This window comes from Streptomyces sp. P9-2 (assembly GCF_051903975.1).
Taxonomy (GTDB): Bacteria; Actinomycetota; Actinomycetes; order Streptomycetales; family Streptomycetaceae; genus Streptomyces; species Streptomyces cellulosae.
Genome location: NZ_CP192633.1, coordinates 1,134,172 through 1,148,291, shown reverse-complemented (window position 1 = coordinate 1,148,291; position 14,120 = coordinate 1,134,172). Strand labels below are relative to the sequence as shown.

At 71.7% G+C, this 14,120-nt stretch carries 13 protein-coding genes and 1 pseudogene; 9 read left to right on the top strand and 5 right to left on the bottom strand.

Annotated elements, in window-relative coordinates:
* Positions 1-46 precede the first annotated feature (46 nt).
* Entirely contained in the window at positions 47-796 is a 750-nt protein-coding gene (locus ACQY0Z_RS05395; RefSeq protein WP_189897469.1) for a Clp protease N-terminal domain-containing protein, read from the bottom strand.
* Between the two features lie 87 nt (positions 797-883).
* On the opposite strand from ACQY0Z_RS05395, the gene ACQY0Z_RS05390 reads away from it, so the two are divergent.
* Positions 884-2,041: a DUF2786 domain-containing protein gene (locus tag ACQY0Z_RS05390; RefSeq protein ID WP_439811900.1), complete on the top strand. Its 1,158-nt coding sequence runs from the start codon at positions 884-886 to the stop codon at positions 2,039-2,041.
* A 200-nt stretch (positions 2,042-2,241) separates the two neighbouring features.
* On the opposite strand, the gene ACQY0Z_RS05385 is transcribed toward ACQY0Z_RS05390, so the two are convergent.
* A complete protein-coding gene (locus tag ACQY0Z_RS05385) occupies positions 2,242-2,697 on the bottom strand; it encodes a hypothetical protein (protein WP_439811899.1) in 456 nt (151 codons plus the stop codon).
* Between the two features lie 481 nt (positions 2,698-3,178).
* Here ACQY0Z_RS05385 and ACQY0Z_RS05380 point away from each other — a divergent pair, with 481 nt between their 5' ends.
* Positions 3,179-3,463, top strand: coding sequence for a DUF397 domain-containing protein (locus ACQY0Z_RS05380; protein WP_006132594.1), 285 nt, complete (start codon positions 3,179-3,181; stop codon positions 3,461-3,463).
* Positions 3,464-3,543: 80 nt separating this feature from the next.
* On the opposite strand, the gene ACQY0Z_RS05375 is transcribed toward ACQY0Z_RS05380, so the two are convergent.
* Positions 3,544-4,029 carry an ATP-binding protein gene (locus ACQY0Z_RS05375; RefSeq protein WP_254587445.1) on the bottom strand — a complete coding sequence of 162 codons (486 nt, stop codon included), beginning with the start codon at positions 4,027-4,029 and terminating at the stop codon, positions 3,544-3,546.
* 386 nt (positions 4,030-4,415) lie between these two features.
* Between ACQY0Z_RS05375 and ACQY0Z_RS05370 the strand changes: the two genes are divergently transcribed.
* From ACQY0Z_RS05370 to ACQY0Z_RS05350, 5 genes are all read left to right on the top strand, one after another.
* Positions 4,416-5,240, top strand: coding sequence for a helix-turn-helix domain-containing protein (locus ACQY0Z_RS05370; RefSeq protein ID WP_189897749.1), 825 nt, complete (start codon positions 4,416-4,418; stop codon positions 5,238-5,240).
* A gap of 123 nt (positions 5,241-5,363) precedes the next feature.
* Positions 5,364-6,824, top strand: coding sequence for an aldehyde dehydrogenase family protein (locus tag ACQY0Z_RS05365; protein WP_439811898.1), 1,461 nt, complete (start codon positions 5,364-5,366; stop codon positions 6,822-6,824).
* 64 nt (positions 6,825-6,888) lie between these two features.
* Positions 6,889-7,530 carry a PadR family transcriptional regulator gene (locus ACQY0Z_RS05360; protein ID WP_347226194.1) on the top strand — a complete coding sequence of 214 codons (642 nt, stop codon included), beginning with the start codon at positions 6,889-6,891 and terminating at the stop codon, positions 7,528-7,530.
* A 76-nt stretch (positions 7,531-7,606) separates the two neighbouring features.
* Positions 7,607-8,578, top strand: coding sequence for an ATP-binding cassette domain-containing protein (locus ACQY0Z_RS05355; RefSeq protein WP_189897457.1), 972 nt, complete (start codon positions 7,607-7,609; stop codon positions 8,576-8,578).
* A 35-nt stretch (positions 8,579-8,613) separates the two neighbouring features.
* A complete protein-coding gene (locus tag ACQY0Z_RS05350) occupies positions 8,614-9,342 on the top strand; it encodes an ABC transporter permease (protein ID WP_189897748.1) in 729 nt (242 codons plus the stop codon).
* A gap of 49 nt (positions 9,343-9,391) precedes the next feature.
* Here ACQY0Z_RS05350 and ACQY0Z_RS05345 read toward each other — a convergent pair.
* Together ACQY0Z_RS05345 and ACQY0Z_RS05340 are read right to left on the bottom strand one after the other, a co-directional pair.
* Positions 9,392-10,800, bottom strand: a pseudogene (locus tag ACQY0Z_RS05345) (glutamate decarboxylase).
* A gap of 53 nt (positions 10,801-10,853) precedes the next feature.
* Positions 10,854-12,140, bottom strand: coding sequence for an ion channel protein (locus tag ACQY0Z_RS05340; protein ID WP_381727776.1), 1,287 nt, complete (start codon positions 12,138-12,140; stop codon positions 10,854-10,856).
* A gap of 101 nt (positions 12,141-12,241) precedes the next feature.
* On the opposite strand from ACQY0Z_RS05340, the gene ACQY0Z_RS05335 reads away from it, so the two are divergent.
* On the top strand, positions 12,242-13,003 hold the full coding sequence (locus ACQY0Z_RS05335; RefSeq protein WP_189897453.1) for a MerR family transcriptional regulator: 762 nt from the start codon (positions 12,242-12,244) through the stop codon (positions 13,001-13,003).
* 189 nt (positions 13,004-13,192) lie between these two features.
* On the top strand, positions 13,193-14,098 hold the full coding sequence (locus tag ACQY0Z_RS05330; protein ID WP_189897451.1) for a DedA family protein: 906 nt from the start codon (positions 13,193-13,195) through the stop codon (positions 14,096-14,098).
* Positions 14,099-14,120 lie beyond the last annotated feature (22 nt).

Here is a 14,120-nt window from a genome sequence, read left to right as displayed (position 1 = left end):
GGGGTGTGACAACGGCCTGGTGGGAGCGGGTCGGGCGGGGCCGGGATCAGCCCTCCTGCGCCGGCTCGTCCCCCGAGTTCGTCTCCACGTAGTGCGCGAGGATCTCGGTCACGTACCGCTCGGCGGCGTTCTTGGTGACGCCGAGGCCGCTGAGCACGCCGGTGCCGTTCTCGTGCTCCAGGAGGGCCAGCAGGATGTGCTCGGTGCCGATGTAGTTGTGGCCGAGGCGCAGCGCCTCGCGGAAGGTCAGCTCCAGCACCTTCTTCGCCGTCGGGTTGTACGGCACCAGCTCCGGGGCGTCCTCGGCGGCGGGCGGCAGCGCCGCGCGCGCGGCCTCGCGGACCGCGTCCACGGTGACGCCCTGCTCGGCGATCGCCTTGACGGCCAGGCCCTGCGGCTCGGCCAGCAGCCCGAGGACCAGGTGCTCGGGGCCCATCTCGGCGCTGCGGGCGGCCTGCGCCTCGTTGTGCCCGGCCATGAGCGTGTTGCGGGCGCGGGGCGTGTAGCGGTTGAAGCCCTGGCTGGGGTCGAGGTCGTTGCCGCCCTGGGGGACGAAGCGCTTCTGGGCCGCCTGCCGGGTGACGCCCATGCTCTTGCCGATGTCGGTCCAGGAGGCGCCGGAGCGTCGGGCCTGGTCGACGAAGTGGCCGATCAGATGGTCCGCGACGTCACCGAGGTGCTCGCCGGCGAGCACCGCGTCCTGGAGCTGTTCGAGCGGTTCGTCGTGGACCTTCTTGATGGCCGCGATGAGGTCGTCGAGACGGACGGTGGACTTGATGGCGGGATTCGTCGTCATGTGTCAACCGTAAGTTGACAGTGGCGGGGTGTCAACCCGCAGTTGACACCTTCGGGTGATGGGTCGCGGCGTGGCACGATCGGCCTTGTGAGTACGTCCGGCACCGTCGACCGCGCCTTCCGTTCCGCCCTCTACGACACGGGCGACGACACCCTCGACACGGGAGCGTCCCTGCTCGCCGCCGACCCCTCGGCGGACGCCGAACTCGCCCGGCGCGGCGAGGAATTCGTCGCGTCCGCGTGGAAGCGGGGGTGGCAGCCCGCCGATGTCGTGCGGGTGGTGCGACGGGAGTTGGACGAGACGCGTGTGCGGGTGGTCGGATCTCTGATTCGCGCTCAGGCGCGGAGGGAGGCGGGGGAGGGGCGGGTGCGGGGGGCTCGGTGGAAGGCGCAGGTCGGGCAGGTGCCTACGGTCGAGGCGGGTGCGCGCGGGGATCGGTTTTCGTATGCCACCGCCGTTCTGGAGTTGTATCGGCTGTTGTTGCGGTTGCCTGCGCTGGAGTCGCTCGACGAGGTGGCGGGGGAGGGGGTGGCTTCGTCTTCGCCCGGTGGGCGGGAGCGGGCGCGGACTGCTGAGTCGCGGATGCTCGGGCGGATCCGGGCGCTGCTGGCCAAGGCCGAGGCGACCGGGTTTCCGGAGGAGGCGGAGGCGCTGAGCGCCAAGGCGCAGGAGCTGATGGCTCGGCACAGCGTCGACGAGGCGTTGCTCGCAGCGAAGGCGGTTGCTGTCGAGGGGCCGGACGCCATTCGGATCGGCGTGGATGCGCCGTACGAGCAGGCCAAGGCGGTGTTGCTGGATGCGGTGGCCTCCGCGAACCACTGCCGGGCGGTGTGGAACGAGGCGTTCGGGTTTTCGACGGTGGTGGGGTTCGGCGGTGACCTTGAGGCTGTCGAGCTGCTTTACACCTCCTTGTTGGTGCAGGCGAGCGGTGCGATGAGTAAGGCGGAGGCTGCGCAGCAGGCGGGTGGGAGGAAGCGGACCAAGGCGTTTCGGCAGGCGTTCCTGGCGGCGTACGCCCATCGGGTGGGGGTGCGGTTGGGGGAGGTCGCCGCTGAGGCGGCTGTGGGGGAGGAGTTGTTGCCTGTGCTGGCGTCGCGGGAGGTTGCCGTGGGGGAGCGGGTGGAGCGGTTGTTTCCGGCGACGGCCACTACGCGGTTGCGTGGGGTGCGGGATGCGGCGGGGTGGGAAGAGGGGGTGCGGGCGGCGGAGCGGGCGCAGGTGCGGGGGCGGCGGCGGTTGACCTGACGCGGGGTCGCCGGGTGGGGTGCGGGTGCGGTGCCGCCTGCGCCCACCCTCTCCCGCTCTCGGCTTCGCTCGAGCGGGGGGTGCCCCCATCGCCCTGGGGGCACCCCCCAAGCCCTTGAGGCACTGGGGGAGGCACGACTGCCCGCAGACGGCGTGGGCGGTGCGGCGCGGCTGCCCGCAGGTGGCGGCGGGTCGCGTCCCTACGAGCCCAGCCCCTGCGTAGGCAGCCCCGGCGGCAGTGAGCCGCCCTCTGCCTTCGTGTACGTCTCCTCGCCCGCCGCGCCCTCCCAGGCCACCGTCAGGGACTTTCCGTCGACCGACGTCACCGTGCCCTTCGTGCGGTCGCCGTTGCCCGTCGGGCACTTCAAGGCGATCGTCGCTTCTGCGTCGCCCTTCGCCGTGCCGCTGCACACCGTGCCGCCCGTGGCGAAGAGGGCCGCCTCCTCGCCGTTGACCATCAGGACCACCGCCTTGCCGTCCGCGGTGGTGAGCCAGCTGCCCTGGAGGTCGCCGGCCGGGGCCTTGTCGGAGCCGCCCGTGCCGCCGCCGGTGTCCGCGGTCCGTGTGACCGACGGGGTGGGCGTGGCCGAGGCGCCGTCCGATCCGTCCCCGTCGCCGCCGCACGCCGTCAGGGTCAGCGCGCCGGCCAGACCCACCGCCGCGGCCGCCCACCGGGCCCGCCGGGAAGGCCCTCCGCGCGTGTGCGCCGGATCCGTGTGTGCCGGACCTATGTGTGCCACCGAAGCCTCCACAGTCACCGCTGGTCCCCTCCCTGGCGCCGGCCGGGCGGCCGGACCACCGGGTGTCAGCTAACAGGAACCGCCCCGCGCCCGGCCAGGGTTCCGTGACGGACCTCGCACCATCGCCGCCGGCCCGCCCGGAACAGATCACCGCCCACCCACCGGAAGGGCACACGAGGGAACACAGACGCCCTCGCACGCGTCTCTAAGGCAGCGAGGGCCCGGTAAAACGTCCGTCACAGCGGGCACCGTGCGGCCGGCGAGGCTGTAACCGCGCCGCCACCCCTCGTGCACGTGCATCCGCCCATGCATATGCACGTGAACGCAGCTATGATCCGGGTCAGTTGATCAGTGCATCAATGGTCACATCAGCCAGTGCACCAGCGGGGAGCGACCTGTGGACCACGACGTGTACGACGGTGACGGGCACGACGGTGCCGGCGCGTCCGGCGTGTACAACGGCATGGCGGCCACCCGGTTGGACGGTGTGGCGTGGCAGAAGAGCAGGCACAGCAACTCGCAGGGGTCCTGCGTGGAGTTCGCCCGCCTGCCGGGCGGGGAGGTCGCGGTGCGCAACTCCCGTTTCCCCGACGGTCCCGCGCTCGTCTACACCCGCGCGGAGATCGAGGCCATGCTGCTCGGGGTGAAGGACGGCGAGTTCGACCACCTCGTCGCCGGCTGAGGAGGCGGGTGCCCGCGGGCCGCGGCCCCTTCAGGCGTGACGCGCGTAGACACATCCCACGCGCGTGCGCCGCACGGAGATCAGGGCTGCGGGAGCCGGAACAGCGCCCATACGACCTTGCCGCCGAGCGCGCCGGCCAGCGGGTGCCAGCCCCAGCTGTCGCTGAAGGAGTCGACCAGGAAGAGTCCGCGGCCCGACTCGGCGGAGCAGTCGTCGGACAGATCCTCGGCGTCCCGGGCGACCGGGCCCTCGTCGCTGGGGTCGCGCACCGCGCACACCAGCCGCTCGGTCCACCGCATCAGGTGCAGCCGTACCGGGGGCTCCGGGGCGGCCAGGCGCGGGGTGTTCGCCGGCAGGGCGTGGCGCAGGGCGTTGGTGACGAGTTCGGAGACCACCAGACAGACGTCGTCGAAGCGTTCGCCGAGGTGCCACTGGTCGAGGGTGCTCCGGGTGAACTTCCGTGCCTCGCGCACCGCTTCGTAGCGGGCGTGCAGGGCGCAGGAGGCGGCGTCGGAGGCGGCCGCGAGGTTCAGCGGCGGAAGGCCCTGCCGTAACGGCTCGAGCATGGTCGATCCATTCGTCCCCATGCGAGGCACTCCCGGAATTCGCGGTCGTAGCGAGGCGGCGGTGGTGCGGGACCATGGTTTCGGATGCGCACACCAGATGCAAGGGCAGATGCACGTGCAGCTGACCGAAATCAGCCCCGCCGTTCTGGTTTGTTGGGCAATTTTTCCGTCATCCGGGCGTCTTCTCCTGGCTGTTCTCTTGTCCCCCTCCTTGCGGTGCGGTGCCCGTTCCGTGCCGCTTCCTGACCGGATCGAGCGGCCGAATTCCGTTTGTGTAATCGGGCGAGTACTGCTCGGAGTGTTTTAGTGGCAGACTGCGGGCCCTGAAGACGTCGGGGAGGCTGTCGAACGTGAGCGCGGGAGAGCCGGGATCGGTGGTGCGGCGCATGCTGCTCGGATCACAACTCAGGCGACTGCGTGAGGCGCGGGGGATCACGCGCGAGGCCGCGGGCTACTCGATCCGCGCCTCCGAGTCGAAGATCAGCCGGATGGAGCTGGGCCGGGTGAGCTTCAAGACCAGGGACGTGGAAGACCTGCTGACGCTGTACGGCATCACGGACGAGCAGGAGCGCGCCTCGCTGGTCTCCCTCGCCAAGGAGGCCAACGTGGCGGGCTGGTGGCACAGTTACTCGGACGTCCTGCCCAGCTGGTTCCCCACCTATGTCGGCCTGGAGGGCGCGGCCTCGCTGCTGCGTGCCTACGAGGTGCAGTTCGTGCACGGTCTGCTGCAGACCGAGGAGTACGCGCGCGCGGTGGTGCGGCGCGGCATGAAGAGCGCGAGCGACGCCGACGTGGAGCGCCGGGTGGCGCTGCGCCTGGAGCGGCAGAAGTACCTGCTCGCGGAGAACGCCCCCGAGTTCCACGTGGTGCTCGACGAGGCGGCGCTGCGCCGGCCGTACGGCGACCGCGCGGTGATGCGCGGGCAGCTCCGGCATCTGATCGACGTCTCCGAGCGGCCCAACGTCCGCCTCCAGGTGGTGCCGTTCAGCATGGGCGGCCATTCCGGGGAGTCCGGCGCCTTCACCATCCTCAGCTTCCCCGAGCCCGACCTCTCGGACGTGGTGTACCTGGAGCAGCTCACCAGCGCGCTGTACCTGGACAAACCCGAGGACGTGGCCCAGTACGAGAAGGCGCTCAAGGAGCTGCAGCACGACAGCCCGGGTCCCGCCGAGAGCCGCGACCTGCTCCGGGGACTGCTCCAGCTGTCCTGACGACGTCCCCGACTGTCTCAAGGTGCCCTTCAACTACCGTTGCGCACAAGTACGATGACGTGTGATCACACCCCGGTGTGCTGATCGTATTTCTGCTGACGCAGCAAGGGATCGAGGGATCACATGTCGTCGTACTTCACCGACCTGGCTCAGCAGTACATCGACGGACAGTGGCGCCCGGGATCCGGCTCCTGGGACATCATCGACTTCAACCCCTACGACGACGAGAAGCTCGCGTCGATCACCATCGCCACGGTCGACGAGGTCGACCAGGCGTACCGGGCGGCCGCCCGCGCGCAGAAGGAGTGGGCGGCCACCAACCCCTACGCCCGCCGCGCGGTGTTCGAGAGGGCGCTCCGGCTGGTCGAGGAGCGCGAGGAGGAGATCGCCGAGGCGATCGTCGCCGAACTGGGCGGCACCCGGCTGAAGGCGGCCTTCGAGCTGCACCTCGCCAAGGAGTTCCTGCGCGAGTCGGTGCACCTGGCGCTGGCCCCCGAGGGCCGGATCATCCCCTCGCCGGTGGACGGCAAGGAGAACCGCGTCTACCGGGAGCCGGTCGGTGTGGTCGGCGTGATCAGCCCGTTCAACTTCCCCTTCCTGCTGTCGCTGAAGTCCGTCGCTCCGGCGCTCGCGCTGGGCAACGGCGTGGTGCTCAAGCCGCACCAGAACACCCCGGTCGTCGGCGGCTCCCTGGTCGCGAGGATCTTCGAGGACGCGGGGCTGCCCGCCGGGCTGCTCAACGTCGTCATCACCGACATCGCGGAGATAGGCGACGCCTTCCTCGAGCACCCGGTGCCGAAGGTGATCTCCTTCACCGGCTCCGACGAGGTCGGCCGGCACGTCGCGACCGTCTGCGCCTCCCTCTTCAAGCGCGCGGTGCTGGAACTGGGCGGCAACAGCGCGCTGGTGGTGCTGGACGACGCCGACGTGGACTACGCCGTGGACGCGGCCGTGTTCAGCCGCTACGTCCACCAGGGCCAGGTCTGCATGGCCGCCAACCGCGTCCTGGTCGACCGGGCGGTGGCCGACGAGTTCACCGAGAAGTTCGTCGCCAAGGTGCGTTCGCTCAAGGCCGGCGACCCGCGCGACCCGGAGACCGTCATCGGCCCGGTGATCAACTCCCGGCAGGCGGACGCCCTCGCCGGCGTCGTCGAGCAGGCCCTCGCCGAGGGCGCCACCGCCCTGGTGCGCGGCGAGCGCCACGACAACCTGGTGGAGCCGTCCGTCCTCACCGGGCTGCCCGCCGACTCCGCCCTGCTGCGGCAGGAGGTCTTCGGCCCCGTCGTCTTCCTCGTCCCGTTCGACGGCGAGGAGGAGGCGGTGCGCATCGTGAACGACACCCCCTACGGACTCAGCGGCGCCGTGCACACCGCGGACGTCGAGCGGGGCGTGCGGTTCGCGCGGCGGATCGACACCGGGATGTTCCACGTCAACGACGGCACCGTGCACGACGAGCCGATCGTCCCGTTCGGCGGCGAGAAGCACTCGGGCGTGGGCCGGCTCAACGGCGACACCATGCTGGACGCCTTCACCACCACCAAGTGGATCTCCGTGCAGCACGGCCGCAGCGGCTTCCCGTTCTGAGCGGCCCCGCACGCACGCTTGGGCCGCTCCCGGCGCCGTCCGGGGGCGGCCTACGCTGGTCGGCATGTCAGTGATCCGTCTTCTCGTGCTCGGCGCGGTGCGCCAGCACGGGCGGGCCCACGGCTACCAGGTGCGCAACGACCTGGAGTACTGGGGCGCGCACGAGTGGTCCAACGCCAAGCCCGGCTCGATCTACCACGCGCTGAAGCAGATGGCCAAGCAGGGGCTGCTCGTCGCGCACGAGACCGCCCCCTCCACGGCCGGCGGCCCGCCGCGCACCGAGTACGAGGTCACCGAGCAGGGCACGGAGGAGTACTTCCGGCTGCTGCGCGAGGCGCTGACCTCCTACGACCAGAAGCCGGACGTGCTCTCGGCCGGGCTCGGCCTGATGGTCGACCTGGAGCGCGAGGAGGCGCTGGCCCTGCTGGAGCGGCGGCTGGCGTCGATCGAGGAGTGGCGCAAGGCGGTCACGGAGTACTACGTCCCGGAGGACGGGCCAGGGCAGCTGGGGCACATCGGCGAGATCATGGATTTCTGGATCCACTCGGCCGACACCGGGGCCTCCTGGACGCGTGGCCTCATCGCGCGCATCCGGGGCGGCGCCTACACCTTCGCCGGCGAGGGCGAGCCGTTCGTCGGCGTGCTCGCCGAGGGCGAGGAGAACCCGTTCGCGACAGGGCAGCCGCACGCGGGCGATTCCGAGTAATCAAGTTTGACGAGTGAGGGTCCCGGGTATTACGGTGCGCGGCGCTAGTCAAGTTTGACTAATGAAGGGGGCTTCAGTGTCCGACGCGGCGATCACCGTCGAGGAAGCACGCAAGACGTACCGGGGAGCCAGGGGGCCGGGCACGGCCGCACTGGACGGACTCGACCTCACGGTCGCCCGCGGTACGGTCCACGCGGTGCTCGGGCCGAACGGCGCGGGCAAGACCACCCTGGTCCGGGTCCTGTCCACCCTGCTCCGCCCCGACTCCGGCCGGGTCGTGGTCGCGGGGCACGACGTGGTGCGCGAGGCGTACCGGGTGCGTCTGCGGATCGGCCTGCTCGGCCAGCACGCGGCGCTCGACGAGGAACTCGGCGGCCGGCAGAACCTCGAACTGTTCGGCCGCCTCCACCACCTGGGCGCCCGCCGGGCCCGCGCCCGGGCGGACGAACTGCTGGAGCGCTTCGAGCTCTCCGGCACCGGCGCGAAGGCGGTGGGCACGTACAGCGGCGGCATGCGGCGCCGGCTCGACCTCGCCGCCTCCCTGATCACCGAACCGGAGGTGCTCTTCCTGGACGAGCCGACCACCGGACTCGACCCGCGCGGCCGCGCCGAGGTGTGGGACGCGGTGCGCTCCCTGGTCGGCGGCGGGACCACGGTCCTGCTCACCACGCAGTACCTGGAGGAGGCCGACCGGCTCGCCGACCGGGTGTCGGTGGTGGACTCCGGCAGGGTCGTCGCGGACGGCACGGTGGACGAGCTCAAGACGGCCACCGGCGGCGACCGCGTCGACGTGGTGCTGCGCGACGCCGGACAGCTGGAGACGGCGGCCGGCCTGCTGCCCGTACCGCGGGAGTCGGTCGTCGTGGACGCCGACCGGCGGCTGCTGAGCGCGCCGGTCACCGACCGCATGGCGGCCCTCACGGCCGTGGTGCGCGCCCTGGGCGAGGCCGGCGTCGAGGCCGAGGACGTCGCCCTGCGCAGGCCCACGCTCGACGAGGTGTTCCTGCACCTCACCGGGCACGACGAGCGAGTGAAGGAGACAGCGTGAGCAGCACGGCGTACGCACTGACCGACTCCTGGACCATGACCCGCAGGGAGCTGGCCCGCTGGGGACGGCGGCCGGCCGCGGTGGTGGTGAACCTGGTCTTCCCGGTGATGCTGCTGCTGATGTTCGGCTACCTGATCGGCGGCGGCCGGGGGGTGGACGGCGACTACCTCGACTACCTGCTGCCGGGGATGCTCGCGCTCAGCATGGCCTTCGGCCTGGAGGGCACGATGATCGCCGTCACCCAGGACATGAACAAGGGGGTCGTCGACCGCTTCCGGTCCATGCCGATGGCCGACGGCGCGGTACTGGTGGGCCGCGCCGCCGCCGACATGCTCCAGTCGGTCCTCGGCCTCACGGTGCTGCTCGCCGTGGCCGCCGCGCTCGGCTGGCGCACGCACGCGGGGCCGGCCGCGTTCCTGGGCGCGGTGGGGCTGCTCCTGCTGCTCCGGTTCGCGATGCTGTGGGCCGGCATCCAGCTGGCGCTGGTGGCGGGCAGGCCGGAGATGGTGCAGGCGGTGCAGATCCTGGTCTGGCCGTTCGGCTTCCTGTCCACCGTGTTCGCCGTCCCCGGCTCGATGCCCGGCTGGCTGGCGACGGTCGTGCGGTGGAACCCGATCTCCCACACGGCCGAGGCCGTACGGCACCTGTTCGGCGTGCCGGGCGCCGAGTCCGGGCACGCGGCGGCCGCGGTCCTGTGGCCCCTCGCGCTGCTCGCGGTGTTCTTCCCGCTGGCGGTACGGCGGTTCGCCCGGCTGAGCAGGTAGGGCGCGCGCGGTCCGGCTCCCGTACGGCGGAGGAGCCGGACCGCGCGGCTCAGTGGTGGAACCCGGTCGCCGCGTTCCGGTCCCGCGTGAGGGGGCGCGACTGGCTCCGCAGGTCCGGCAGCAGCCGGGTCAGGTCCTCGGCGAACAGGTCGGCGAGGTCCTCGGAGAAGCCGTTGCGGCACACCACCCGCAGTACGGCGAGGTCCTGACGGTTCGCCGGGAAGGTGTACGCGGGCACCAGCCAGCCGTTTTCCCGCAGCCGCCGCGACACGTCGAACACGTCGAACGACGTCACGTCCGGCGCGGTGGTGAACGCGAACACCGGCAGCTCGTCGCCCCGGGTGAGCAGCCGGAAGTCGCCCAGCGCCCCGATCCGTGCGGACAGTCCCGTGGCCACGTCCCGCGCGGCCTGCTGCACCGCGCGGTAGCCGTCCCGGCCCAGCCGCAGGAAGGAGTAGTACTGCGCCACCACCTGGGCGCCCGGCCGGGAGAAGTTCAGCGCGAAGGTGGGCATGTCGCCGCCCAGGTAGTTCACCCGGAACACCAGCTCCTCGGGCAGCGCCGCCGCGTCCCGCCACAGCACCCAGCCCACGCCCGGGTAGACCAGCCCGTACTTGTGCCCCGAGGTGTTGACGGACGCCACCCGCTCCAGGCGGAAGTCCCACACCAGGTCCTCGTCGAGGAACGGCGCGATCATCGCCCCGGACGCCCCGTCGACGTGCACGGGGACGTCCAGGCCCGTGCGTTCCTGGAGGCCGTCCAGGGCCGCGCACAGCTCGGCGACCGGCTCGTAGGACCCGTCGAAGGTGGAGCCCAGGATGCCGACGACCCCGATGGTGTTCTCGTCGCACAGCTCCGCCGCGGCCGCCGGGTCGATGTGGAACCGGTCGCCCTCCATGGGCACCTGACGGGGCTCCACCTCGAAGAACGTGCAGAACTTGTCCCAGCACACCTGGACGTTGACGCCCATCACCAGGTTGGGACGGGCCTCACGCGACGGGTACCGGTCCGCGTTGCGCAGGGCCCAGCGCCGCTTCAGGGCGAGGCCCGCCAGCATGCACGCCTCGCTGGACCCGGTGGTCGAACAGCCCACGGCGCTCGCCGGGTCGGGCGCGTTCCACAGGTCGGCGAGCATCGCCACGCAGCGCCGCTCCAGCTCGGCGGTGCGCGGGTACTCGTCCTTGTCGATCATGTTCTTGTCGCGGCACTCCATCATCAGCACCCCGGCCTCCGGCTCCATCCAGGTGGTGACGAAGGTGGCCAGGTTCAGCCGCGCGTTGCCGTCCAGCATCAGCTCGTCGTGCACCAGCTGGTACGCCGTCGACGGGGCCATCGGCCCGTCGGGGAGCCGGTGCTTGGGCGGCGCCTCGGTCATCCCCCGACCGGGTTCGCGGGCCCCAGGAAGGGGTTGACGGACAGCGGGCGTTCACCGGCCGGCCGGCCGGGGTGCAGCGGCATGGGTCCTCCGTAGGGGTCGGGCGGCCCGGGCGGGTCCGCCGGGGGAGCGGGGGTCACCTGACGGCCGTCCCGTCCGGCCGCAGCTGCATGTGCGGGCGGCCGGTGACGAGCAGCCAGGCGGGGAGGGAGGCGACACAGAGCAGGGCGAGCATGCCGGGGGAGGCGACCAGGACGGCCGCGACGAACAGGCTCACCCAGCCCTGCCGGGTGACGGCGAGCAGCAGACCCAGGACGCCCGCGGACACCCCGACGGCGGGATGCACCCCGGGCACCAGCGCGTGCGCGCACAGACCGAGCGCGGTCCCCACGAACACCGCCGGGAAGATCCGCCCGCCGCGGAAGCCGCAGGACGCGGCGACCAGCAGCGCGGCCAGCTTCACCACCGTCATCACGGCGAACTCACCCGCCGTCCAGCCGTCGGGGTCGGCGGCCAGCTCGGCGATCTCGTCGAGTCCCTTGAACAGGGTGAGGTGCCCGCCGAGAGCCGCGAGCGCGCCCAGCACCACCCCGCCGGCCGGGAGCATCAGCATCGGGTGCCGCAGCCGCCGGAACGCGCCGTGCACGTACGGGAAGGCGTACACGGCGCACATGCCGAGCAGCGCGCCCGCCGAGGCCACCACGAGCGACGCGAGGAGGTCGCCCCAGCCGGGCCGCCCGAACGGCGGCAGACGCAGGTCGAAGCTCGGCGCCGACACCAGCGTGGTGGTCAGCGCGCCCGCCCCCGCGGCGGCCAGCGGCGCGAACAGGCTGTCCCACAGCTGTCCCTTCACCCGCTGCCCGGCCAGCGCCTCGGAGATCACCAGCGCGGCGGCGACCGGCGTGCCGAACAGCGCGCCGATGGTCCCCGCCTCCGCCAGGGCCACCCAGCCCCTCTGCGCCGTCGCCGGGAAGACGCGGGCGCCGAACCACACCGCCAGCGAGACGTTGACGGCGATGATCGGGTTCTCCGGTCCCAGGCTGGGCCCGCCGGCCAGGACCAGCGCGGTCACCAGCAGCAGCCCGGGCAGCACCGAGAGCGGCAGCACCGGCGCCTCCAGACCGGTGGTCGCCGGGTCGGGGCCCGCGTGCCCGGGGACCTTCCACACCACGAGGCCGACCGCGACACCGGTGGCGGTCAGCATCGCGAACATCCACGCCACGGAGTACCGGCCGACGCCGAGCGCGTCCGGCAGGTCCTGCCAGAGCGCGTGCTGCAGCTCCTCGGCGGCCGCGCTCACCCCCAGCAGGACCAGGCTCGTCACCACGCCGACCAGCAGCGCGGGCACGATGGTCGGCAGGAGGGCGCGTGCCGAGGCCGCCGGGGCGGTGCCGGGCGCCGGCTGCGTGCTGTCCTGGGCCACGCGCACACGATAAAGGGGGCGAAAGGGATAAACCGGTAACCCGCTTGCACCTCACGTGGCGTGAGGACCCAGCCTGGAGCGCGCAAGGGAAAGGAGCGGACATGAGCTGGTCCGTAGGACAGGTGGCCGGTTTCGCCGGGGTCACGGTGCGCACACTGCACCACTACGACGCCATCGGCCTGCTCGTGCCGAGCGAGCGCAGCCACGCGGGGCACCGGCGGTACAGCGACGCCGACCTCGACCGGCTGCAGCAGATCCTGTTCTACCGCGAGCTCGGCTTCCCGCTCGACGAGGTCGCCGCCCTGCTCGACGACCCGGACGCGGACCCGCGCGCGCATCTGCGCCGCCAGCACGAACTGCTGACCGCCCGGATCGAGAGGCTGCAGAAGATGGCGGAGGCCGTGGAACAGGCCATGGAGGCGCGCACGATGGGAATCAACCTGACCCCCGAGGAGAAGTTCGAGGTCTTCGGCGACTTCGACCCCGACCAGTACCAGGAGGAGGTCCAGGAGCGCTGGGGCGACACCGACGCGTACCGCCAGTCGCGGGAGCGGACGGCTTCCTACACCAAGGAGGACTGGCAGCGGATCCAGAACGAGATCGACGACCTCACCCGGCGCTTCGTCGCCCTGATGGAGGCGGGCGAGCCGGCGGACTCCGAGGCGGCGATGGACGTCGCCGAGGACCACCGCCGGGGCATCTCCCGCAACCACTACGACTGCGGCTACGAGATGCACACCTGTCTGGGCGAGATGTACGTCAACGACGAGCGGTTCACGCGCACCATCGACCAGGCGAGGCCCGGTCTCGCCGCGTACATGCGGGACGCGATCCTCGCCAACGCCGTACGGCACACCGCCTGACCGGTCGTGGCCCGGCCGCACCGGGCCACGACCAGCGGCGATTGCCCCGCGGCGCCGGCTCGCGGCTTTCCCCGGGGCGGGGCACAGTGCATCCTGGGTACCCCCGCGGAACCTGGGCCTCGACGGCTGCGTTCATAATTTGGGCAGCCAGCCCCGCCCTTGACCCCCAGCTGCAGGAGCCACATCCCCGTGACCACGCTTGCGCTCGGCCCCGAGTGGCTGAGCCCGGACTACCTCATCGAGACCTTCAGCCTCCCCGGCATCCTGCTGATCGTCTTCGCGGAATCCGGACTCTTCGCGTTCCTGCCCGGCGACTCCCTGCTGTTCACGGCGGGTCTCTTCGTGGCCGAGGGCACCTACATCAGTCAGCCGCTGTGGCTGGTCTGCACGCTGATCGTGCTCGCCGCCGTCATCGGCGACCAGGTCGGCTACATGATCGGCAAGTTCTTCGGACCCCGGCTGTTCAGCCGTCCGAACTCCAAGCTCTTCAAGCAGGAGAACCTGGAGAAGGCCCACGAGTTCATGGAGAAGTACGGGCCCAAGGCGATCGTCCTGGCCCGCTTCGTGCCCATCGTGCGGACGTTCGCGCCCATCGTGGCCGGCGCCGGCCGGATGAAGTACCGCACGTTCCTCACGTACAACGTCATCGGCGGTGTCGCCTGGGGCACGGGCGTCACGCTCGCCGGTTACTGGCTGGGCCAGATCGGGTTCATCAAGAACAACGTCGAGGCGATCCTCGTCCTGATCGTCGTCGTCTCCGTGGTGCCGATCATCATCGAGTACCTGCGGGAGCGCGGGAAGAAGAAGCGCGCCGCCGCCGAGGCCCCGGCCGCCGCCCAGCACCCGCAGCCGCCGGTCATGGACGACGCCACCACCCAGCTGCGCCGCATCGCCCCGGCCGCCGCGCCCCAGCAGCCCGGACCGCGCCAGTACGGCGGCCAGGGCGGCTACCCGCAGCAGCAGCCCCAGCAGCCCTACGGCGGCCGGCCGAACGGCTACCCGCAGCAGCAGCCGCCTCAGCAGCCGTACGGCAACGACCAGCAGCAGTACAACCAGCAGTACGACCGACAGCAGCCCTACAACGGCGGCTACTGAGCACGGAGAACCCTGCCGGGCG